Here is a 21,001-nt window from a genome sequence, read left to right as displayed (position 1 = left end):
CTCCAGCAGACACGCCTCACGACATTCGCAGACGCGTGCTGAGCGACTTCTGTTTACAGGTGGAGGTAAATCAACTTCCCACGGTTTGGGCCGCCGGTGTTTTCAGCACCAATGCGGACACCGCCATGGCCAGCAACGACAAGCCAATCGCAACGCTGACTGCAATATAGATGGCCTCGTTGAGCGGTTGGATCGAGGTCAGCAACGCGCCGAATATCGCGACGCCGAACGCGGAGCCACTCTGTCGACTGGCATTGAGCGTGCCGGCCGCCACCCCTGCCTTGGCGCGGTCAACCACGCTCATCAGTGCCGAAGTGGCGGCCGGGGTGATGATCCCGGCGCCAAAACCCACGGCCGGATAACACAGTGCGATCCGCCAGTACAGCGCGTCACTGGCCAGGGCGAACAGTCCGATGAATCCCAAGGTGTACAACCCGAACCCGGTGCATAGCACAGCTCGGGGCCCATAGGCACGGGTCAACCGGCCGCAGGTGAAACTGCCGAGAGTGACCATTGCCGTCAAGGGCAGGAATGCCAATCCGGTATCCAGGGGCGACCATCCGCGATTCGTCTGGAAATACAGGCTCAACAGAAAGAACAGGCCGTAGAACACCAGCGCGGAAATCAACGACAGAAAGGTTGCACCTGTGAACACCGGGTTGCGGAAATAATGCAACGGCAGCATCGGATCCTTATGCCGGCTTTCGGTCACCAGGAATACACACCAGGCTGCACAGGCCAGGATTATGCCCGCATACACCCATTCGGAATTCCACCCCAGCTTTGCCCCTTCGATCAGCACTGCCACCGAAGTGGCCAGGGCGACGATGGCGGCGACCTGGCCGGTGAAGTCCAGATGGCGATTAGGTGCCAATGGAGGCGAAGGAGGAATACGCGACGTCAGCCATACGCCGACCAGAGCGATGGGCACATTGATCAAAAAGATACTGCGCCAGCCAAACAACTCGATCAGCACGCCGCCAACAAGAGGCCCGGCCGCCATGGCAATACCACCACAACCTGCCCAGACACCGATGGCACTCGCCCGTTGATAGGTCTGCGGGTAGGCATTGTTGATCAGCATCAGTGAGCACGGCACCAACATGGACGCACCCACCCCCTGCAGCACTCGGGCAGCGACCAGTTGAAGCAGGTCAGTTGCCAGACCACATAATGCAGAAGCAACCGCAAACAAGACCAGACCAAGGCCGTAGATCTTTCTTGCCCCGCAACGGTCGCCCAATAAACCGCCCGTCAGCAGTAAACTGGCGAACGTCAATGTATAAGCGTTGATCACCCACTGTAGCCCGGTGATATCCGAATCAAATGTCTGAGAAATGGATTCCAGTGCCACGTTGACGATTGAAGTATCGAGAATGACAACGACGTAACTGAGGCTTGTAGCGATCAGAACCTGTCGTTGGTAGCGACTCTTGATTTCCATGACTTCGCATTTCCTTTCCCTGGCGGCGGATTGACTATAAGCAGCTTTTTGCAAAAAATGCTTCGGGGCGTGTCGAAGTGTTTCTAGTCATGTCATCCTGAAAGCCGGGTGATCCGACACACCCATGGAGTTCAAAGGAATGACCCAGCCTAAAATTTCTTCCATCGCCTACTTAATCGCTGAACCCGTGCGGGCGGTCATCCTGATCACCCTGTCCGACGGTGGCTCGTTGTCAGCCAGCGCACTGGCGGACGCCGCCGGTGTCACACCACAGACCGCCAGTTCGCACTTGGCAAAACTGCTCGATGGCGGACTGCTGACTGTTGAGATAAAGGGGCGCAACCGTTTCTATCAATTGGCAGGCCCCGACGTTTCCCATGTGTTGGAAAGCCTCGCAGCCGTCTCCCCACAAACCAGTTCCTGGCGCAGTCTGCCCAATCGCGCCGCCCATGAACTGCGTTTTGCCCGTTGTTGCTACGATCATCTGGCCGGTCAAGTTGGCGTCGCGGTGGCTCAAGGCATGCTTGAGCGCGAGTTCATCGTCGAGTGCAATGAGCGTGAATATGCGCCTACCCCTCGCGGCATTGAATGGATGCAATCCCTCAATCTGGACAGCGGCGAGCTGTGTTTCGAAGCTCATGGCCAGGCTCGCCGATGCCTGGACTGGACCGAAAGGCAGCACCACATAGCCGGACCGCTGGGTGCACACCTGCTGGATACCTTCTGCAACCTGGGCTGGATGCGCCGATCCACAGGCACTCGCGCCGTGACCATCACCGGTGATGGCTGGAGAGCGCTCAAGCACCATTTAGGAGTCCAACACTTGCATGATCTTGAAACGCTGGCGCGCCCGCTTGTTTCCGCCTGAAAACCGGCTATGCAAACTACTGCGCAGGCGAAAAAAACCTCTCGATTTCGCGGAAGCGACGCTCTTGGTCCAACCCTGTCGCCTGCCACGCCACAATGTTGTTCACTCGCTCATACCACGCAGCAACGTGGGGATACTCAAGAAAGGAGGCCTGGCAGGTTAGCTTCGAGCGATCGAAGTCGATACGCCCCTGCATCACCCCGTTGCTTAACAACTCATAGAGGCCGGGAAACATTTCTAGTGGTTCAGAGCCCTGAGGAAACACTGCCTCTGATTTTACCAACGTCCTGACCCGCGAGGCCTCAAGCAAAATCGCGTCCACCTCTGGCGGTAGGGAGAAGGATGGAGGTATCGCTTTAGGAGATAATTCAGACATTGCCAAAACCCGACAATCTTGTTTTGAAGGCTCGGATAGTGTCAGAGCCATCGGGCCTGTAGACGACAGGCATACCTGAATCAGGAACATAGAATGTACGTAGGTCACTTCGCCATCGGCCTGGCAATCAAGGCCCGCTATCCCAAGATCCCTGCGACACCCATCATGATGGGAGTTGGTTTTCTGGATCTGCTTGATGGGATTTTCATCATTCTCGGCTTCAACACCCTCACCCCCAATTTAAACAGCGGGCCGTACCTGTTCTTTGATCTGACCTTTATCGATTGGGATCACTCATTGCTTGCCGCTGTATTCTGGTCAGCGATTTGGGGACTGCTTTTCGTAAAGCATCGACCAGTAGCAATTGTGGCGGCGTTGGCAGCCTTCTCTCACTTCATCGCTGATTGGCCGATGCACAACAGCGATCTAGCACTGTATCCCCACTCGGTTGAGCATTACGGTTATGGCCTATGGGGCAAGCTGGGGACTGCCTCTTGGATCCTCGAAGGAGTTCTCTCAGCCGTGCTGGCAGCCTATGCATGGCGGCTAAGTGCGCGACGCGGTGTCAGCTTGATTTGGCCTTGTGTGGTGCTGCTTGTCTTGTTCTTGCAGCTATCCCCAGTCGCTTCGCCCATGAAGCTTGTTGCCACTCTCGAGGAACCTCTGACGCACATACTTCACGGGGTTTTAGTCTCGTTAGGTTTCCTGATTCCAGGGCTGCTGATGTCATGGCTTTTGAATAGAAGTGAACGATTCCACGAGTGAACATCAAAACAATCGCGATAAAGGTGAGCGTCCGGCGTCTCGCCTTGCGTGATTAAACCGGTTGCCACCTATGCGGCAGCAACTGATTGATTTCACTCGCCTGCTGAGTCGGCAGGCGCGCGAGAACATCCTTCAGATATGCATACGGGTCATGACCATTCAGCCGCGCAGACTGGATCAAGCTCATGATCGCCGCCGCCCGTTTTCCACTGCGTAACGACCCTGAGAGTCGAGTCAGCCGAAGGGAATTTCACCCCTCGGCTGCTCACAGCCCCGTACGTGACAGTCTCCCGTCATACGGCTCTTGATCACACATTCGATGCACGTAGTAAATACCAATGCGCGAACAGCTCCGGATTCTCTCTTCGAACAAGACGCAGCCGATGCTCCGCTTGACGTATAGAGATTCGGTACTTGCTCTTCATCCATTTGAGCAGGCGCGATTGCAACGCGCTCCACAATCGGTAGCTGAAGTTTCTGTACCAGAATTTACCGTAGTATTCGATCCATCCTCGAATCACAGCGTTGTACCTGCGAGAAAAATCCCTCAGGTCATCCGTAGTGGATCGATGGATGCGCCAGTGTTTGATCGTGTCTACCATCCTGCGCATCGCCTTCATCGACGCTCCCGGCATGCACTTACGAAAGAGTTCGCCCTTGGAGTTCCTCAGGGTTCGCACCTTGAAATCATATCCAAGAAAGGTGAAGCTCGTCGCGACATTGTGCCGCTCGAATGTGTCGATGTAGACAATCTTCGACTTTTCTTCGTTGATGGTCAGACCCACTTCACTCATCCGTCGTGTCAGGCTCTCCCTGATTCGAACTGTAGTGGTCAGACCAAGGAGCAGCGTCAGTCTCTTGTTAATGTTTTCCTGAAGACTGGTATTCGATCAGTTCTCTTCGTTGTTTTTACTTTCGTTGTCGCTCACAACGTTCTCTACATCTACATTGAGCCATTCCTAGATTCTTCGGGGCTGGCTGCGAAGTTGGATGTTGTTCTTTTTGTTTTCAGGCTAGGTTCCATCGTCGGCCTGTGGCTCGTGGGGGCAACAATTGATCGCCGGTTGCAATTTCTCATCATCGCGAGTGTTCTTATATTTGCTTTTGCCTCCCTGTCGCTAGGGCTTTGGGGCAGTATCCCCGCGATGATCTATCCCTCTGTCGCGGTTTGGGGGCTAGCTGTCGGAGGATTTGCAACGATTACCCAGACGGCATTGTCTCGCTTGGCCGGCGACTCCGTTGATGTCGCCCAGTCGATGTACACCACAGCCTGGAATACCGCTGTTGCCAGTGGTGGAGTCGTCGGTGGTGTTCTGCTGGCGCAGGCTGGGTCGACGTCATTTCCATGGGGCATTATCGGAATTTTGGTTGTTTCGTTGGCCGGTGTGATCTTCTCGATGAACAAGGCGCTGCCCTCACCTCGTGACTCTTGATACGAGCTGTTTTGCAAGCTTCTCTGGAAGTGTGCCGTTACACGTGCCTCAGAGGCGGGCCTACATCTAGGCTTACGCGACAGTCTACTTGGAAACGCTCATGTTGTTGCCTGGAGGACAGCGAAGCCCTCTTTGCCTCGGTCAATCTCTGCCGGTCGCGCCAAAGCAATGTCGTCAACCTCGACGCAAATAGCTGATCAGAATGAATGCAATCAGGCAGGCAATTCCCCAGCAGTAAAGCAATCGCTTCTTCGCGTAAGCGCCTAGCCTTTACCCCATAATACGTTCAAGCAAGACATTGGTTCCCAGCAGATCCACCACCTTGAGCACAACCAGCATATCCAACGATTTAAACGCACTGATCAACGCACCAAAATTTTCGGGCGATGCAGTTGGACGACGTCAAATGAAGCGGTTGCAGCTCATCGCTGAAGACATCTACAAAAAACACATCCAAAGAGGCGTTGCTCGAAGCAAGGGGTAGAGCCGAAGGCTACATCCATGGCCTGGTGGACGCAGGTCACCTATAACAAGAGACACCGATCGTGACTATCTCATTTTGAGCGTCGTTCAAAGGCGACGTGAGTTTCTGCAGAGATTGTTGAACGACTACGGATACTGAACCATGAATGCTCATGCGGATGAGAGTTGCAGAAGTGACGAATGGCTGATGCACTCCAGACGATAAAACTGGTATATCCGGTGCGTTCACCTGAGCGGAGCAATTCAAGAAAACTACGCCGCCCGCTGATGAACAACTGTGGTGCACCCCACCGAGATTTTCCTGTGCGTGCCCTGGTGTATTTCATCTTCTGCTCCAGCCTCTCGGTGCTGGCCAATCTGCTGGCGCGCAAGCACACGTCAGGTAGCACTGCGTCTCAAGTTTCCTAGCGCTCGGTCACCAACCATCAATGAGTTGACCCAGCTCAATGTTTTCCCGCCGCGTTCAGGCTACCCTTGCTTGGGGCCAGTAATCCCAATACCGATCACTGGCCCGACCAGTCAACCAAGCCATGACAACACTGCCCTGCGTCATCAGCGCGTCCGAAAGTAATTTTCGGCGCAGATAGAGCGTAACAAGGTCAATTCAAGGAGAATGACAGTGAAGTGGATGGATGATCTGCTGGACACGATCGACAATGCCCGAACCGAAGCTGAATTGTTGGCCCGGATCGTAAGCACTGCAAGACACCTAGGGTTCGACTATTGCGCCTATGGGATCCGAATACCTATACCCGTCACTCGTCCCATGGTCGTGATGAGCAACAATTTTCTGCCTTCGTGGCGACAACGCTATGTCCAATGCGAATACATTGCCGTGGACCCGACGGTACAACACTGCACGAAATCGACGATACCGATTGTCTGGGACGAGCAAATGACCCAGCAAAGCCCGCAGATGTGGGAGGAAGCCCGCGCTGCCGGACTGGTACACGGTTGGGCGCAATCCTGTCTGGACGGCCGCGGCAGCGGCGGCATGCTGACACTCGCACGCCCCAGCGACCCTATTACTACCCAAGAGCTTGCCGCCAATCAAAAATACATGCGGTTTTTGGTGCATGTCGCCCATCAGGGTTTCTTGCGCGTGCTGACACCGCACTGGCAATTACCACAGGAAAAATCGCTGTCGCGGCGCGAATGTGAAGTCCTTAAGTGGGCAGCCGACGGCAAGACCGCCTACGAGATCGGTTTGATCCTCTCTCTATCGCGGGAAACCATCAAGTTTCACCTGCGCAATGCAGGCTCGAAACTGGGCGTCCATAACTGCACCGCTACCGTAGTGCGCGCCACTTCACTGGGCTTGCTCGCCTGACACACAACTCATTTCCACACCGCTGAAGCGTTAACGTCGCTGAGTGATAACAACAATAATAATACTCGCTCCTTGACGACACACCTGCCCAAAAGAGCAGTACCTAAACATTCGATTATTCTGCCGAATGATCCCTCGATTATTTGCCGAGGGTTCCTCATGTATATGACCACGGGTACGCGCCTTACATTACCGATAGAACTGTGGCAGGCCCTGCTGCTATATCGCTATCGCGTATTTGTCGAGAAGCTTGGATGGCATCTGGACTGTGCGATCGGTGAGGAACTGGATCAATTCGATCGCGACGACACGGTATACGTGATCGCCCATCAAGGCCCGCGCATCGTCGGAGTAGCGCGGCTGCTGCCCACGCACAAGCCCTATCTGCTGGGAGAAGTGTTTCCCCAGGTGATCGGCGACCAGGCACTCCCTCGTTCCGCGGACATCTGGGAAATCTCCCGTTTTGCCGCCGTCGACCTGCAACAACGGACCTTCACTGGCCATTCACTGTCATCGCCGAACGCCGTGGCGCTACTGCACGAAGTGCTCAAGGTCGCGGCTCGCCACGAGGCTCGCCAATTGATCACGGTATCTCCGCCGGGGATTACCCGATTGTTGCGCAAAGCGGGCTTCGATGCTCATTGCGAGGACAAGCTGACCGTAATCGACGGGCACAAGATCATGGTCAACTGGATCAGGGTACCGCCCAGCCTTGTTGATCGAGAAGTGGCCTGAAGCACTACGAATGGCCTGCCGCTGCCGGCAAATTGGCCAAGCCGCCTCCCCAAAAGGTTAGGTTACAACTTCAGGCACCTGCTCTTAAATAGTGCTGCATCGGAATTTCAATCGACTTATTTATATAAAGGACACGTGCCCTACATGAAAAAAGTCATTGTCATTTCTGGCCATCCTGATCTCTCGGTTTCCCGCGTCAATATCGCGATCATGAGCAAGATCAGCCATCGTGGCGTCAAGGTCCATAGCCTGGCCTGCGCGGTAACGCCCACCGGGTTCGATATTCGTGCAGAGCAGGCGTTGCTCGATGCCCATGACCGCATCGTGTTGCTGTTTCCGCTGTATTGGTATTCCTGCCCGGCAATCATGAAGCAGTGGATCGACGAAGTGTTCACCCCCGGCTATGCCTACGCACGCGGCGGCGACAAGCTCAAGAACAAGGAATTCTTGATCATCGCCACAGTGGGTGTGCCATCCATAGGCTACCGCGCTGGCGGGTTCAACCGTTACACACTGGATGAATTGCTCAGGCCTTTGCAGCAGACGGTGGCGTACGTCAAAGGTATCTACCTGCCTGTCGTCGGGGTTTACGAATCGGTATTCATCGATGACGAGTCAATCGACGTCACCGCTCAGAACGTCGCCGAACAGGTTGTCGAGGACCAGGCATCCGCCGACCGGCTCTACGAAAACATGCTGTTGCAAGCCGAGCAGGCGCAAGTCGCCCTGTTGCAATAAGGTGTCATCGATCATGAAGACGCCGAACGACCAGATCCCACCGTGCGCCAGCCTGGTGGCCGCGCACCATGAACTGGGTTTTCTGCATTCGGCCAGCGCGATCATCGACACCGAAGCCACGGTATTCGAACTGTACTGCCTGATGACGGCCGCCACGCCCGCTTGGCTCAAAGGCGCGTTCAGGCTGCGCGACAGTATCTCGCAGCACTTTCACGTCGAGAGGATCGGCGGGTTCTCGGGCGTTACACCACAGTGCGTCCCGGCGGTCGGCGAAAAGCTCGATTTCTTCACCGTCGAGGTCATCAGCGCACAGAAGCTGGTACTGACCTCACGCGATACCCATCTGGCGGTCATGGTCTCGATCGATGCAACACTCACGCAACGGCGTTGCCTGCATATCACCACCTCCGTCAAGACCTTCAATACTTTCGGCCGCCTGTACATGCTGCCGGTGGCGCCGGTACATGGGGTCATCATCAATCTTTTGCTGTCCCATCTCCCCCTACATTCCCCAACTCGCTCACTGGAGATCGCAACTCATGAACAGCGCATACTCGATTGACCCTCACCTGTTGCACAAAGACACACCCAAGGATGTCCTGGTCGCTCGACCAAGGCTGATTCTGCCCAGCTTTCTCAGTGCTCCGATCGGCGCCGAAATACTGGCTGGCAACGCGGAGGATCAGGCCCTGTTCAAGAAACTGTACCGTGCACAAGATGGCCAGTATGTGCTGCACTATCTGCCCTTGACCATCAGCGCGGAACAGGCGACCACACTCTCCACCTTCGAGATCCGCCTGAACGATTTCTATACCGAGTGCGGCGACCACTTCGTCCTCACGGCTGAATTCATCCCTCAGCAGACCCAACGCTACCTTGCCCAGCATTTTCAGGGCGTTGATGCCGAGATACCGCCCGACCAAGTATTACGCATGATCGAATGCCTTGAAGCGCTCGCGCAGTGGGACAAGGCCAGGCGGGGGTCTTATCTGTTGATCAACGACACCAAAAATTACTACTTCTACAACAAGCAGCACGAACATGTGCCTGGCCTGATGCTGATCGAAGTGGCCAGGCAAGCCATGTACCACTATGTCTACAACCACTTGGGACACCAGCGCGGCGCAGTTTCCATTTCCATCGAAGACTTGCGCATTTCCTTCAGTGCCTACATCGAATCGGCCTATGAAGTCGAAATCATGGTGCAGCAGGCCAAGGGCCTCAAACGATCACAGCCCAAGACCATCGACAAGTGCGCGCACTTCTATCAGAACGGTCGGCTGGTGTCGCGTCTTTGGCTGCAAGGCGCAGTGATCAAGTTACCGCTGTTCAAACGCATGCGCTCGTTGAACTACCCTCAGGATCACTGGTTTGCCCCCTCCGATCGCTTGCCCAAGAACATTCTCGTGCATTACGCCGATAGCGTGTTGCAAGCCAGGCTGAGCCTGCTCTCGGTACTGGGAGTGCTGGTGACTCATCAAGCCGGGGCCATCGATTGGAGCACGGTCAGTACCGTATCGCTCTACATCGAAGGGGGTGGTTTCCTCAGCCTGCCAGTTGCTTCGACCTGCTCCACCAGCGAACCCGATCAGCGGGTGCTGGTGTTCGGCAAGCTGTCCAAGGACCAGGCCAGCGAGCTCCGTGAAACGATCAAGTGCCACTGCTTCTTTGCCGGACAGATGCAATCGGCCGCTGCCTCTTCGCCTGCCCCACTCGCCCACGAGCAAACCGTGGCATGAGGATCGTGCGCCCATGAGCTATGAGATGTCACAAAGCCCACTGGTGATCGGTCAGAGCGTTTCGCTGAAAAACCGATTGTATTTCGCCCCGATGGGCATCGACCTGGCCACCTCGGACGGTTCGCTGTCCGAAGAAATGCTCACTTTCTATCAACATGTGATCGATGGTGGCTGCGCCATGGTGGTGCTGGGCAACTCCTCCATAGCGCCCTCCACGCGCCTGCATGCGCGCGGCCTGTGCCTGCACAGCGATGCCAACATGGAAAAGCTCGCGCCGCTGGTGGAGTACGGCCACCAGCGGGACTGTCCGGTGGTGGTGCAACTTCAGCATTACGGAGCCCAAGGCGGCACGCAGATCAGCGGCCAGCCGTTGCTTTGCCCGAGCCGCAGTGCGTTATCCGGCAGCAGCGGCGCCGATCTCTTGGTAGAGATGAGTGTCGAGGACATCGACGCTGTCTGCGATCAGTTTGCCCAAGCGGCTCTGCGTGCCAGACAGGCCGGCGCCAGGATGGTCCAGCTTCAGGCATCCAACGGCTATCTGCTGAGCAGTTTTCTGTCGCCCTGGACCAACCATCGCCGTGACGCCTATGGCGCCAGCCCACTCAAGCGAGCGCGGTTCCTGTTGGAAGTCATCGACCGCATTCACAGGGTTACCGCTGGAGACCTGGAGGTTTCCGTGCGCTTGGGCATCGATGATTGTTTGGGCGCCAACGGGCAGCAACCGGAACTGCTCGAGGACGTCGTGGCTGCCCTGGCGGACGCCGGGACGTCGGCAATCATGTGCTCGATCACCATCAAGGAAACCTTCCGCTACATGCTTTCTGCCCATCCGACGATTCAGCGACAGTTCGTCGAAGGGGTACGCCTGATCAAGTCGTTCACCTCTCTCCCGGTCGGCTATGCCGGTTTCATTGGCTCCCTGCAGGAGGCAGAAGATCAACTGCGGCTTGGTCACTGCGATCTGATCGGCATGAGCCGAGCCCTTTTTGCCGATAACGACCTGATCAGCAAGTCACTCGCCGGTCATGAAGATCAGGTCCAGCAATGCCGGTTTGACGGTAACTGCTTTCGGGACAAGAGCAATCCGCAACTCGATCGGGTGTATTGCTGTGTGAATGAGCACTACAAGCGTCCCGCTCACATCCATTACGGGAATCAATAACATGGAATTTCAAGACAAGAACATCGTCATCACCGGCGGTGCAAGCGGCATCGGCCTGGCGGTGGCAAAGCAATTGGCCGGAGCGGGCGCGCGGCTGTTCCTGATGAGCAGGAACCAGCAAAAGGCCGCCGCCGCTCTGGAGATACTGGGTACTTCGGCACAGTTCATTTTTTGCGATGTAGCGTCGGAAACTTCAGTAGCCGAAGCATTCGCGAAGGTGGCTGGCGAGGTTGATCGCTTGCACTACGCAATCAACAACGCAGGCATTACCGCCCCCTATGCGCCGATCGCGACAGTCCAACCGCAGGACTGGAACAGGGTCATCCACACCAACCTGAACGGCCCCCTGTATTGCCTGCAAAAAGAACTGGCATTGATCAGCCAGTACCCCGATGGAGCGATCGTCAATGTGTCCTCGTGCGCTGGCGTGATGCCTATGGCCAATCAGGCGGCCTACGTCGCCAGCAAGGCAGCGCTCAATGCCTTGACGCAAGTCGCCGCCATGGAGAATGCCTGCGACAGCGAATCCCGCTTTGCCGTGCGCGTCAACGCCGTAGCGCCCGGGCCGACACTGGGAGGCATGAACTCTCCGGAACGGCTGGCTGCCCATCCGGAAAACACCCAGCGCAAGCGCGACGTGACGGCCATGAAGCGCTTTGCCCAGCCAGAGGAAATCGCCGACGCGATCGTGTTTTTGCTGAGCAAGAGATCCAGCTACATCACCGGCACGGTGCTCAGCGCCGATGGCGGCTATCACATCGGAAAATTCTAGGGGCAATCATGGCTAGCATATTGATCACCGGTGTAAGCACCGGTATCGGCAACGCTCTGGCACGCAATCACCTGGCCAGGGGCGACGAGGTGTTCGCTGTGTCACGAAATCCTGCGGCCAATATCCCGCCACAGGAGCACTTCCACTTCCTGCGGTGCGACTTAACCGATATCGAGCGCGCGCCGGCAATCTTGCAGGCGTTGCTGTCGCGCACCCCTAACCCGGTAGAGACCGTCTACCTGAATGCGGGAAGGTTCGGCAGCCCGCCCCAACTGGCCACGCAGACCTCGATGCAGGAGTTCAATAGCGTCCTGGCGCTCAATCTGGGCGCCGTGAAAATGGTCCTGGACATTGTGCTGAGTGCGACGCAGCCCCCCAGTACCGTGGTCTTCTCATCATCGATTTCAGCACTGCGCCAACGTGCCGGGATGCTCTCATATTCGGTATCCAAGGCGGCGTTGAACGCTCTGGCAAAAATCTATCAATTGGAAAACCCACACACATTCTTTGCAGTTCTGGGGCTCTGTAACGTCCAGACAACTGTGGCGCGGACCATCATGGCGGCGGATGAACGTTTCAGCGATCTTGTCGCGCTGCGGCAACGAGCGGCAGTTCCCGGCTACATCGTCGACGCCGAGTCCCGCGCTGGGCATATCATCCAAGTCTTGGCCGAGCGCCATCGTAATGGACTGAAATCGGGGGAGTTCCAGGAAATTCGCGACGTGTTGAACCGGCCACTCCAGGAGGAGACTCGCAATGACCCAATCCACACATGAGAAAATCGTACGCGTTGGCGCTGTATACGACATTCTTGCAATGGCCCCATTCGCCTTGCCGATGGTGTCCGTCTGGGCTATTCACTGATCCAATGGCTCGATCATCAACTGGGCTTCGACAGCCGCTTTTCGACGCTCGACCCCACGGCCATGTTCCTGCTCAACATCGGCGCCTGGGCATACCTTGTGTGGGGCTTTGTGCGTTGGCGAGCCCCCACGCGCGAACACGCCCGTCTCAGTGCCTTGCTGCACGTGATCGTAGTGGTACTGCAGGTATTGGCCGTCAGGCACGGCCCAGCGACCAACCGAAGTTCATGCCCGCAGCCGCCAGCAGGATGGCGCTCGCACCAATCATTTGCAGGACGCCGAGCGGGTGGGCGAAGGCAACCCAGTCGACCAGGATGGCGACGATCGGATAGATGAACGACAGCGCCCCGACCAGCGCCGTGGGGATTTTCTGGATGGCGCTGTACAGCAGGGTCGACATGAGCCCGGTATGGGCCACGCCGATAATGATCAGGTAAGTCCAGGCACCTTCGACCGTATCAACCCTGGTGAAGTCCACGAACGGTGCCAGGACCAGCACGCCTACCACCATCTGGATCAGCACGATCAGGTGCGCGGGTAAGTTTTTGAGGCGCTTGGTGATCGCCGCCGCCACAGCGTAGAAGAAGGCTGAAGCCAGGGCCAGGCAGATGCCCAGCAGGTAGTCGGCGCCGGTGGCCTGCCCACTGCCTTTGGCGGACACGATCAACATCAGACCGGAGAAGGCCAACAGCAGCCAGCCGACCTTGGCGGCGCTGAGGCGCTCGGCGAAGAACAGCACACCCAGACCGACCAGCATGAATGGCTGAACGTGGTAGACCACCGTCGCAATGGCGATAGAGGAATGTTTGTAGGCACTGAACAGCAGCAGCCAGTTAAGTATCAGCGCCACCCCACCCAGGCATACCAGAATGAACTGCCGGGCGTTGATCCGGGAGCGGCGCAGCCCCCCGAGCACCAGGCACGCGACCAACATCGCCATGGCGCCGAACAAGCAACGCCAGAACACCACGGCCTCCGGACTCTGCCCCGACATGATGACGAACCAGCCCACCGTGCCGGAAATCACCATGGCCGAAATCATTTCGAGCGTCCCACGAGTTTGCGACTTCATCACTCACTGCTTCCTTGCTGCCGGCATTGCCGTAACCTAAGCCGTCATTCGTGGGGATTGGGTCGGCAAATCGTGCTTTATAATGAACTAACGACCGCTATACTGAACAATGCGTCTGAGAGCGTCAACCCAATTCAGGATTATTTATAAAACAAATGACCGATATAACGAACACGCTACTGAGAAATAACCCGAGCCGAATCGATCTGCTGGCCCTTTCGATCAAACGCGAGCGCCTGGCCGCCGGGCTTTCCTTGACTGAGCTGGCGAAGCGCGCCGGGGTGGCGAAGTCGACCTTGTCTCAATTGGAGTCGGGAATCGGTAACCCCAGCATTGAAACCTTGTGGTCGCTGGCGATGGCAATGGGCTTGCAAGTCACCCGGTTCTTCGAGCAACCCCAGCAGACCCTGCGGGTGATTCGCGCCGACGAGGGTATGACGACCTATGCCGAGACTGCCAATTATGCAGCGACACTGCTTGCCGATTGCCCGGCGGGAGTACAACGCGATATCTACCGGCTCAAAGTGCAGCCCGGGGAAGTTCGTCTGTCTCAGTCCCACCCACTGGGCACCGTAGAGCACGTGGTGCTGTGCAGTGGCAGTGCCCATATCGGCCCGGCGACTGGACCTATATTGCTGAACGCTGGCGACTACATCAGCTACCTGGCGAATGTGCCTCACGTCTTCGAAGCACTCGAGGCGGACACCACTGCGGTGATGGTGATAGAGCATTCCTGAGGTGGGTGCCATCGACACGGCGTGAATCGCCCTGAATTTTCTAGACGCCCTGACAGCTGCGCACGATGCCCTGACTTCAATGTGGAGTTAACAGAAACCATTAGAACCCGAATGGAATTATGCCAGCACTCGTCATTTTCGTTCGCTCGTGTATCGCGAGCGAGTGGGGGTATAAGGGCATCAGTAGTTTTTTATCACCTGAAACCACCGCCCTAGAGCCCAGTCAAAATGTACTTTGGGGATCCGGATAGTCTGGTTTGATCCTGATGTTGTATTGAGGCTGATGGCCTCTTCGCGAGCAAGCCTCGCTCCTACAGTGGATCGGCGGCGTACACAAATCCCCTGTAGGACAAGCTTGCTCGCGATGGCCATGACTCGGTTTCAAACTTGTCCTCTGCACTCCCTGCAACACTCAATTGTCATCATTTCATTTGATAGCCCATTAATGGAAGGTGCATGCTAGAGGGCTCGCCTTGAGCTGATATCATTCCGAATGATAGTTATCTTCGCCCCATTCGATTCGTGCCATACAACCCCGCCAAGCATCATCCGCCCATCTCAATACATTGGCGGATGCATCCATGGAACAATCACTCAAACATTTGCGCTTCCCCTTGGCCCTGTTGGCCGCGCTGGTGATGAGCGCTTGCGGCAAGACCCCGGACGCTGCCGCTACCATGCCCGCGGCCAAAGTCAGCGTAGCCAAGGTGCTGGAACAACCGGTCAACGAGTGGGACGAATTCACCGGGCGCCTTGAAGCGCCGGAAACGGTAGAGATTCGTCCGCGGGTCTCAGGCCAGATCGATGACGTGGCCTTCACCGAAGGCGCGCTGGTGAAGAAAGGCGATCTGTTGTTCCAGATCGACCCGCGTCCATTCCAGGCTGAGGTCCGCCGCCTCGAAGCCCTGGTTGCCCAAGCTCGCGCCACCGCCACCCGCAGCGAAAACGAATCCCAGCGCGGCGAACGTCTGCGCACCAGCAATGCGATTTCCGCCGAACTCGCTGACTCGCGCACCAGCGCGGCTCAAGAAGCCCGCGCCGCCGTCGGCGCCCTCCAGGCCCAACTGGACCTGGCCAAACTAAACCTGAGTTTCACCCGTGTGACTGCCCCCATCAGCGGCCGTGTCAGCCGTGCGGAAATCACCGCCGGCAACCTGGTGACCGCCGATACCACCGCGCTGACCAGCGTGGTGTCCACCGACAAGGTCTACGCCTATTTCGACGCCGATGAGCGTGTGTTCCTCAAATACACCCAGCTCGCCCGCCAGGGCCAACGCGGCGCAACCACGCCGGTTTACCTCGGCCTGTCCAATGAAGACGGCAACCCCCACCAGGGCCAGATGAACTTCGTCGACAACCAGGTCAACCCAAAGACCGGCACCATCCGCGGTCGCGCGGTGTTCGACAACAGCGACGGCACCTACACCCCAGGCCTTTATGCGCGCCTGAAACTGGTGGGCAGCGGCACCTATTCCGCCGTGTTGATCAACGACGAAGCGGTTGGTACCGACCTGGGCAAAAAGTTCGTGCTGGTGATGGATGTCGACAACAAAACGGCTTACCGCCCTGTCGAGCTGGGTCCGAAAATCGAAGGTCTGCGCATCGTGCGTAGCGGCCTGAATAAAGACGACACCATCATCGTCAAGGGCTTGCAGCGGGTTCGCCCGGGTTCACCGGTCACCCCTGAAGTGATCCCGATGGCCAGCGAACAAACCCTCGCGGCTCTGGCTCAACAACGACAAGCGCTGGAAGCCAGCAACCTGCCCCAAGTCGCACCTGCCAAGGTCGCGCCGGGTACGGTTGTGAAACTGGCTGCTGCGACTCCACGCGGTTAAGGGGCGACAACTTCGATGAATTTTTCCCAATTCTTCATTTCACGGCCGATCTTCGCAGCGGTGTTGTCGCTGCTGATCCTGATCGCCGGTGCGATCTCGCTGTTCCAGTTGCCGATCAGTGAATACCCGGAAGTCGTGCCGCCGACCGTGGTGGTGCGTGCCAACTTCCCGGGCGCCAACCCTAAAGTCATAGGCGAAACCGTGGCCGCTCCTTTGGAGCAAGCCATCACCGGCGTCGAGAACATGCTGTATATGTCCTCGCAGTCCACGGCTGACGGCAAGATCACCCTGACCATTACCTTCGCCCTGGGCACGGACCTGGATAACGCACAGGTGCAGGTTCAGAACCGCGTGACCCGGTCCGAGCCCAAACTTCCCGAGGAAGTGACGCGCATCGGTATCACCGTGGACAAGGCGTCGCCCGACCTGACCATGGTTGTGCACTTGACCTCGCCGGACAAACGCTACGACATGCTCTACCTGTCCAACTACGCCTTGCTCAACATTAAGGATGAGCTGGCGCGTCTGGGCGGTGTCGGTGATGTGCAACTGTTTGGTATGGGCGATTACTCGCTGCGGGTATGGCTCGATCCGAACAAGACCGCTTCGCGTAACCTGACCGCCACCGACGTGGTCACCGCGATTCGCGAACAGAACCGCCAAGTGGCGGCCGGTGCCCTGGGCGCTCCGCCGGCACCGAATGCCACGGCGTTCCAGCTGTCGATCAACGCGCAAGGTCGTCTGGTTTCTGAGGAAGAGTTCGAGAACATCATCATTCGTTCCGGCGAAAATGGTGAAATCACTCGCCTGAAAGACATCGCCCGCGTCGAACTCGGCTCCAGCCAATACGCCCTGCGCTCCCTGCTGGACAACCAGCCGGCGGTGGCGATCCCGATCTTTCAGCGCCCTGGCTCCAACGCAATCCAGATCTCCAACGACGTTCGGGAGAAAATGGCCGAGCTGAAGAAGAACTTCCCGGAAGGCATGGATTTCAGCATCGTCTATGACCCGACGATCTTCGTGCGCGGCTCTATCGAGGCGGTGGTTCACACCCTCTTCGAAGCGCTGATCCTGGTTGTGCTGGTGGTGATCCTGTTCCTGCAAACCTGGCGCGCTTCGATCATCCCGTTGGTGGCGGTGCCGGTTTCGCTGATCGGTACGTTTGCCGTGATGCACCTGTTCGGCTTCTCGCTGAACGCCCTGTCGCTGTTCGGGCTGGTACTGGCCATCGGTATCGTGGTCGACGATGCGATTGTGGTGGTGGAGAACGTCGAGCGAAACATCGGGCTCGGATTAACCCCTGTAGAAGCCACCAAACGTGCGATGCGCGAAGTGACCGGTCCGATCATTGCGACGGCGCTGGTGCTGTGTGCGGTGTTTATCCCGGCTGCGTTCATCTCCGGCTTGACCGGGCAGTTCTATAAACAGTTCGCCCTGACGATTGCGATTTCGACCGTGATCTCGGCCTTCAACTCGCTGACCTTGTCGCCGGCGCTGGCCGCCGTGTTGCTCAAGAGCCACGACGCGCCGAAAGACCGTTTCTCCAAGGTTCTGGACAAGATCTTTGGCGGCTGGTTGTTCCGTCCGTTCAACCGCTTCTTTGACAAGGCCAGCCATGGTTATGTCGGCACCGTGGGCCGGGTTATCCGCAGCAGCGGTATCGCCCTGCTGCTGTACGCCGGGCTGATGGTGCTGACGTTCTTCGGTTTCTCCAATACCCCGACCGGTTTCGTACCCGGCCAGGACAAGCAATACCTGGTGGCCTTCGCGCAATTGCCGGACGCCGCGAGCCTGGACCGTACCGAAGACGTGATCAAACGCATGTCCGACCTGGCCCTGAAGCAGCCTGGTGTAGAAAGCGCGGTGGCCTTCCCGGGTCTGTCGATCAACGGCTTCACCAACAGCCCTAACTCCGGCATCGTGTTCGTCACCCTCAAACCGTTCGACGAGCGTAAGGATCCGAGCATGTCCGCCGGTGCGATTGCCGGTGCATTGAACGGCCAGTACGCGGGGATTCAGGAAGCCTACATGGCGATCTTCCCGCCGCCACCGGTACAAGGCCTAGGGACTATTGGCGGTTTCCGCCTGCAGATCGAAGACCGGGGCAACCTGGGCTATGACGAGCTGTACAAAGAAACCATGAACATCATCACCAAAAGCCACAGCGTGCCGGAACTGGCTGGCCTGTTCACCAGCTACACGGTGAACGTGCCGCAGGTCGATGCCGCCATTGACCGCGAAAAAGCCAAGACCCACGGCGTGGCCGTCAGTGACATCTTCGACACCCTGCAGATCTATCTGGGCTCGCTGTATGCCAACGACTTCAACCGCTTCGGTCGCACCTATCAGGTCAACGTTCAGGCTGAGCAACAGTTCCGCCTTGAATCGGACCAGATCGGTCAGCTGAAAGTGCGTAACAACCGGGGCGAGATGATTCCGCTGGCGACCTTCATCAAGGTCAGCGACACCTCGGGGCCGGACCGTGTGATGCACTACAACGGCTTCATCACCGCTGAAATCAACGGTGCGGCAGCCCCCGGCTACAGCTCCGGCCAGGCCGAGAAAGCCATCGAGAAACTGCTCAAGGACGAATTGCCCAACGGCATGACCTACGAGTGGACCGACCTGACCTACCAGCAGATTCTGTCCGGCAACACAGCGCTGTTCGTGTTCCCGCTCTGCGTGCTGCTGGCGTTCCTGGTGCTCGCGGCTCAATACGAAAGCTGGAGCCTGCCACTGGCGGTGATCCTGATTGTGCCGATGACCCTGCTGTCGGCCATTACCGGGGTGATTGCCTCGGGCGGCGACAACAACATCTTCACCCAGATCGGCCTGATCGTACTGGTGGGACTTGCGTGTAAGAACGCGATTTTGATCGTCGAGTTTGCCAAGGATAAACAGGAAGAAGGCCTCGGCCCGCTGGCCGCGGTGCTGGAAGCTTGCCGTCTGCGTCTGCGGCCGATCCTGATGACCTCTTTCGCGTTCATCATGGGTGTTGTGCCGCTGGTTTTCTCCAGCGGTGCCGGTGCCGAAATGCGTCATGCCATGGGTGTGGCGGTGTTCTCCGGGATGCTCGGGGTGACCTTCTTCGGTCTGTTGCTGACGCCGGTGTTCTACGTACTGATTCGCAACTTTGTGGAGCGCGGTGAAGCGCGCAAAGCGGCCAAGGCGCTGAAACTGGAAAAGCAACTGGAGGCGCAACAATGAGCCTGAAAGCCTTCCTGCCGAGCCTTCTGGTACTGGCCCTGAGTGCCTGCGCCGTCGGCCCGGACTACAAAACCCCCACCACGGAGGCGGCCAACATCACGGCCGCCACCGATGGCAGCGCCGGTCAGAAGAATTTTGACCGTGCACGTTTCGAAGGCATCTGGTGGCAGCAGTTCGACGATCCAACCCTCAACCAGTTGGTGACGCAATCCTTGCAAGGCAACCGCGATTTGCGCGTGGCCTTCGCCCGCTGGAAAGCGGCCCGGGCAATTCGCGACGACGCGAGCAATGACGCCATGCCGACCATCACCAGCCGCGCGAGCAGTGATCTGGCCAAAGGGCAGATTCCCGGCCAGACCACTAAACGCGTCAGCAGTGAACGCTATGACCTGGGCCTGGACATGGCCTGGGAACTGGACTTGTTCGGTCGCATCCAGCGCAACCTGGAATCCAGCGACGCCGAACAGCAGGCGGCCGAAGCCGATCTTTACCAACTGCAAGTCAGCATGATTGCCGAACTGGTGGACGCCTATGGCCAACTGCGCGGCGCGCAACTGCGGGAAAAGATCGCCCTGGCCAACCTGAACAACCAGCAGGAATCGCGCAAGATCACCGAAAGCCTGCGTGATGCCGGTGTCGGCGATCAGCTGGACGTGGTTCGCGCCGATGCGCGCCTGGCATCTGTCGAAGCCAGCATGCCGCAACTGCAGGCCGAACAGGTGCGTCAGCGCAACCGCATCGCCACCCTGCTGGGTGAACGTCCGGAAAAACTGACAGTCGATTTGAGTCCAAAAGACTTGCCGGCAATCGCCAAGGCATTGCCGATCGGTGATCCGGGCGAGCTGCTGCAACGGCGCCCGGACATCCTCAGCGCCGAACGCAAACTGGCGGCCGCCACCGCCCGTATCGGCGTGGCCAAGGCTGATTTGTTCCCACGGGTCAGCCTCAGCGGCTTCCTTGGCTTCACCGCCGGGCGCGGATCACAGATCGGCTCGTCGGCGGCCAATGCCTGGGCACTGGGCCCAAGCATCACCTGGGCGGCGTTCGACCTAGGCAGCGTGCGCGCCCGTTTGCGCGGCGCCGATGCTGAAGCCGAAGGCGCCCTGGCGACTTACGAACAGCAAGTACTGCTGGCGCTGGAAGAGTCGGAAAATGCCTTCAGCGATTACGGTAAACGTCAGCAGCGCCTGATCTCGCTGATTCGTCAAAGCGAATCAAGCCGCGCCGCGGCCGATCTCGCCGACATTCGCTACCGCGAAGGCACCGTGGACTTCCTCGTGCTGCTCGATGCTCAGCGTGAGCGCCTGGCAGCCGAAGACACCCAGGCCCAGGCCGAAGTCGATTTATATCGCGGCATCGTCGCGATCTACAAAGCCCTCGGCGGCGGCTGGCAGCCAGAGACGGTCGCCAGCAAGTAACGTTTTAAAGCGCTCCTTTGGTTG

At 57.7% G+C, this 21,001-nt stretch carries 21 protein-coding genes and 1 pseudogene; 16 read left to right on the top strand and 6 right to left on the bottom strand.

The genetic code is table 11. The features are described 5' to 3' along the window. Positions 1–70: 70 nt before the first annotated feature. Positions 71–1,444: an MFS transporter gene (locus tag LOY56_RS12250; RefSeq protein ID WP_258622163.1), complete on the bottom strand. Its 1,374-nt coding sequence runs from the start codon at positions 1,442–1,444 to the stop codon at positions 71–73. A 139-nt stretch (positions 1,445–1,583) separates the two neighbouring features. Between LOY56_RS12250 and LOY56_RS12245 the strand changes: the two genes are divergently transcribed. Beyond that, positions 1,584–2,312 (top strand): helix-turn-helix transcriptional regulator, encoded by a 729-nt coding sequence (locus tag LOY56_RS12245; protein ID WP_258622161.1) that lies wholly within the window; start codon positions 1,584–1,586, stop codon positions 2,310–2,312. A 16-nt stretch (positions 2,313–2,328) separates the two neighbouring features. On the opposite strand, the gene LOY56_RS12240 is transcribed toward LOY56_RS12245, so the two are convergent. After that, positions 2,329–2,778 (bottom strand): hypothetical protein, encoded by a 450-nt coding sequence (locus LOY56_RS12240; RefSeq protein ID WP_258622949.1) that lies wholly within the window; start codon positions 2,776–2,778, stop codon positions 2,329–2,331. 3 nt (positions 2,779–2,781) lie between these two features. Between LOY56_RS12240 and LOY56_RS12235 the strand changes: the two genes are divergently transcribed. Next, positions 2,782–3,453, top strand: coding sequence for a hypothetical protein (locus LOY56_RS12235; RefSeq protein WP_258622159.1), 672 nt, complete (start codon positions 2,782–2,784; stop codon positions 3,451–3,453). A gap of 52 nt (positions 3,454–3,505) precedes the next feature. Here LOY56_RS12235 and LOY56_RS12230 read toward each other — a convergent pair. Both LOY56_RS12230 and LOY56_RS12225 read right to left on the bottom strand, forming a co-directional pair. Next, a pseudogene (locus tag LOY56_RS12230) lies at positions 3,506–3,679 on the bottom strand (transposase domain-containing protein); the annotation flags it as partial. A gap of 82 nt (positions 3,680–3,761) precedes the next feature. Next, a complete protein-coding gene (locus LOY56_RS12225; RefSeq protein ID WP_232005464.1) occupies positions 3,762–4,055 on the bottom strand; it encodes a group II intron maturase-specific domain-containing protein in 294 nt (97 codons plus the stop codon). Positions 4,056–4,439: 384 nt separating this feature from the next. On the opposite strand from LOY56_RS12225, the gene LOY56_RS12220 reads away from it, so the two are divergent. The 10 genes from LOY56_RS12220 to LOY56_RS12175 all read left to right on the top strand — a co-directional run bounded on the left by LOY56_RS12220 (position 4,440) and on the right by LOY56_RS12175 (position 12,621). Beyond that, on the top strand, positions 4,440–4,886 hold the full coding sequence (locus tag LOY56_RS12220) for an MFS transporter (protein WP_258622158.1): 447 nt from the start codon (positions 4,440–4,442) through the stop codon (positions 4,884–4,886). A 663-nt stretch (positions 4,887–5,549) separates the two neighbouring features. Beyond that, positions 5,550–5,777, top strand: coding sequence for a hypothetical protein (locus LOY56_RS12215; RefSeq protein ID WP_258622157.1), 228 nt, complete (start codon positions 5,550–5,552; stop codon positions 5,775–5,777). Positions 5,778–5,997: 220 nt separating this feature from the next. Continuing rightward, positions 5,998–6,699 carry a LuxR family transcriptional regulator gene (locus LOY56_RS12210; protein ID WP_258622150.1) on the top strand — a complete coding sequence of 234 codons (702 nt, stop codon included), beginning with the start codon at positions 5,998–6,000 and terminating at the stop codon, positions 6,697–6,699. A gap of 159 nt (positions 6,700–6,858) precedes the next feature. Next, entirely contained in the window at positions 6,859–7,434 is a 576-nt protein-coding gene (locus LOY56_RS12205; protein ID WP_258622143.1) for an acyl-homoserine-lactone synthase, read from the top strand. A gap of 144 nt (positions 7,435–7,578) precedes the next feature. After that, positions 7,579–8,172, top strand: a complete 594-nt coding sequence (locus LOY56_RS12200; protein ID WP_258622137.1) for an NAD(P)H-dependent oxidoreductase — start codon at positions 7,579–7,581, stop codon at positions 8,170–8,172. 13 nt (positions 8,173–8,185) lie between these two features. Continuing rightward, positions 8,186–8,734 carry a DUF2867 domain-containing protein gene (locus LOY56_RS12195; protein WP_258622136.1) on the top strand — a complete coding sequence of 183 codons (549 nt, stop codon included), beginning with the start codon at positions 8,186–8,188 and terminating at the stop codon, positions 8,732–8,734. Next, positions 8,712–9,911 (top strand): AfsA-related hotdog domain-containing protein, encoded by a 1,200-nt coding sequence (locus tag LOY56_RS12190; RefSeq protein ID WP_258622135.1) that lies wholly within the window; start codon positions 8,712–8,714, stop codon positions 9,909–9,911. Before LOY56_RS12195 ends, LOY56_RS12190 begins: the two co-directional genes overlap by 23 nt. Positions 9,912–9,924: 13 nt before the next feature. Further along, the gene (locus LOY56_RS12185) at positions 9,925–11,073 is read left to right on the top strand and encodes an NADH:flavin oxidoreductase (protein ID WP_258622134.1); all 1,149 of its coding nucleotides are present in this window, start codon (positions 9,925–9,927) and stop codon (positions 11,071–11,073) included. Between the two features lies 1 nt (position 11,074). Further along, positions 11,075–11,845 (top strand): SDR family NAD(P)-dependent oxidoreductase, encoded by a 771-nt coding sequence (locus LOY56_RS12180; protein ID WP_258622132.1) that lies wholly within the window; start codon positions 11,075–11,077, stop codon positions 11,843–11,845. A gap of 8 nt (positions 11,846–11,853) precedes the next feature. After that, positions 11,854–12,621: an SDR family oxidoreductase gene (locus LOY56_RS12175; protein ID WP_258622128.1), complete on the top strand. Its 768-nt coding sequence runs from the start codon at positions 11,854–11,856 to the stop codon at positions 12,619–12,621. Positions 12,622–12,702: 81 nt separating this feature from the next. Here LOY56_RS12175 and LOY56_RS12170 read toward each other — a convergent pair whose 3' ends face one another. Further along, positions 12,703–12,912 (bottom strand): hypothetical protein, encoded by a 210-nt coding sequence (locus LOY56_RS12170; protein WP_258622127.1) that lies wholly within the window; start codon positions 12,910–12,912, stop codon positions 12,703–12,705. Further along, a complete protein-coding gene (locus LOY56_RS12165) occupies positions 12,905–13,780 on the bottom strand; it encodes a DMT family transporter (RefSeq protein WP_258622125.1) in 876 nt (291 codons plus the stop codon). Before LOY56_RS12165 ends, LOY56_RS12170 begins: the two co-directional genes overlap by 8 nt. 155 nt (positions 13,781–13,935) lie before the next feature. Between LOY56_RS12165 and LOY56_RS12160 the strand changes: the two genes are divergently transcribed. From LOY56_RS12160 to LOY56_RS12145, 4 genes are all read left to right on the top strand, one after another. Next, the gene (locus LOY56_RS12160) at positions 13,936–14,517 is read left to right on the top strand and encodes a helix-turn-helix domain-containing protein (protein WP_258622123.1); all 582 of its coding nucleotides are present in this window, start codon (positions 13,936–13,938) and stop codon (positions 14,515–14,517) included. A gap of 581 nt (positions 14,518–15,098) precedes the next feature. Continuing rightward, positions 15,099–16,352: a multidrug efflux RND transporter periplasmic adaptor subunit MexE gene (mexE, locus tag LOY56_RS12155; RefSeq protein WP_258622121.1), complete on the top strand. Its 1,254-nt coding sequence runs from the start codon at positions 15,099–15,101 to the stop codon at positions 16,350–16,352. Positions 16,353–16,367: 15 nt separating this feature from the next. Then, positions 16,368–19,559, top strand: a complete 3,192-nt coding sequence (locus LOY56_RS12150) for an efflux RND transporter permease subunit (protein WP_258622119.1) — start codon at positions 16,368–16,370, stop codon at positions 19,557–19,559. After that, positions 19,556–20,977, top strand: coding sequence for an efflux transporter outer membrane subunit (locus LOY56_RS12145; protein WP_258622117.1), 1,422 nt, complete (start codon positions 19,556–19,558; stop codon positions 20,975–20,977). Before LOY56_RS12150 ends, LOY56_RS12145 begins: the two co-directional genes overlap by 4 nt. Positions 20,978–21,001: the final 24 nt, after the last annotated feature.

It is taken from the genome of Pseudomonas sp. B21-048 (assembly GCF_024748615.1).
In the GTDB taxonomy this organism is placed as follows: domain Bacteria; phylum Pseudomonadota; class Gammaproteobacteria; order Pseudomonadales; family Pseudomonadaceae; genus Aquipseudomonas.
This window is presented reverse-complemented; position numbering and strand designations above follow the sequence as displayed.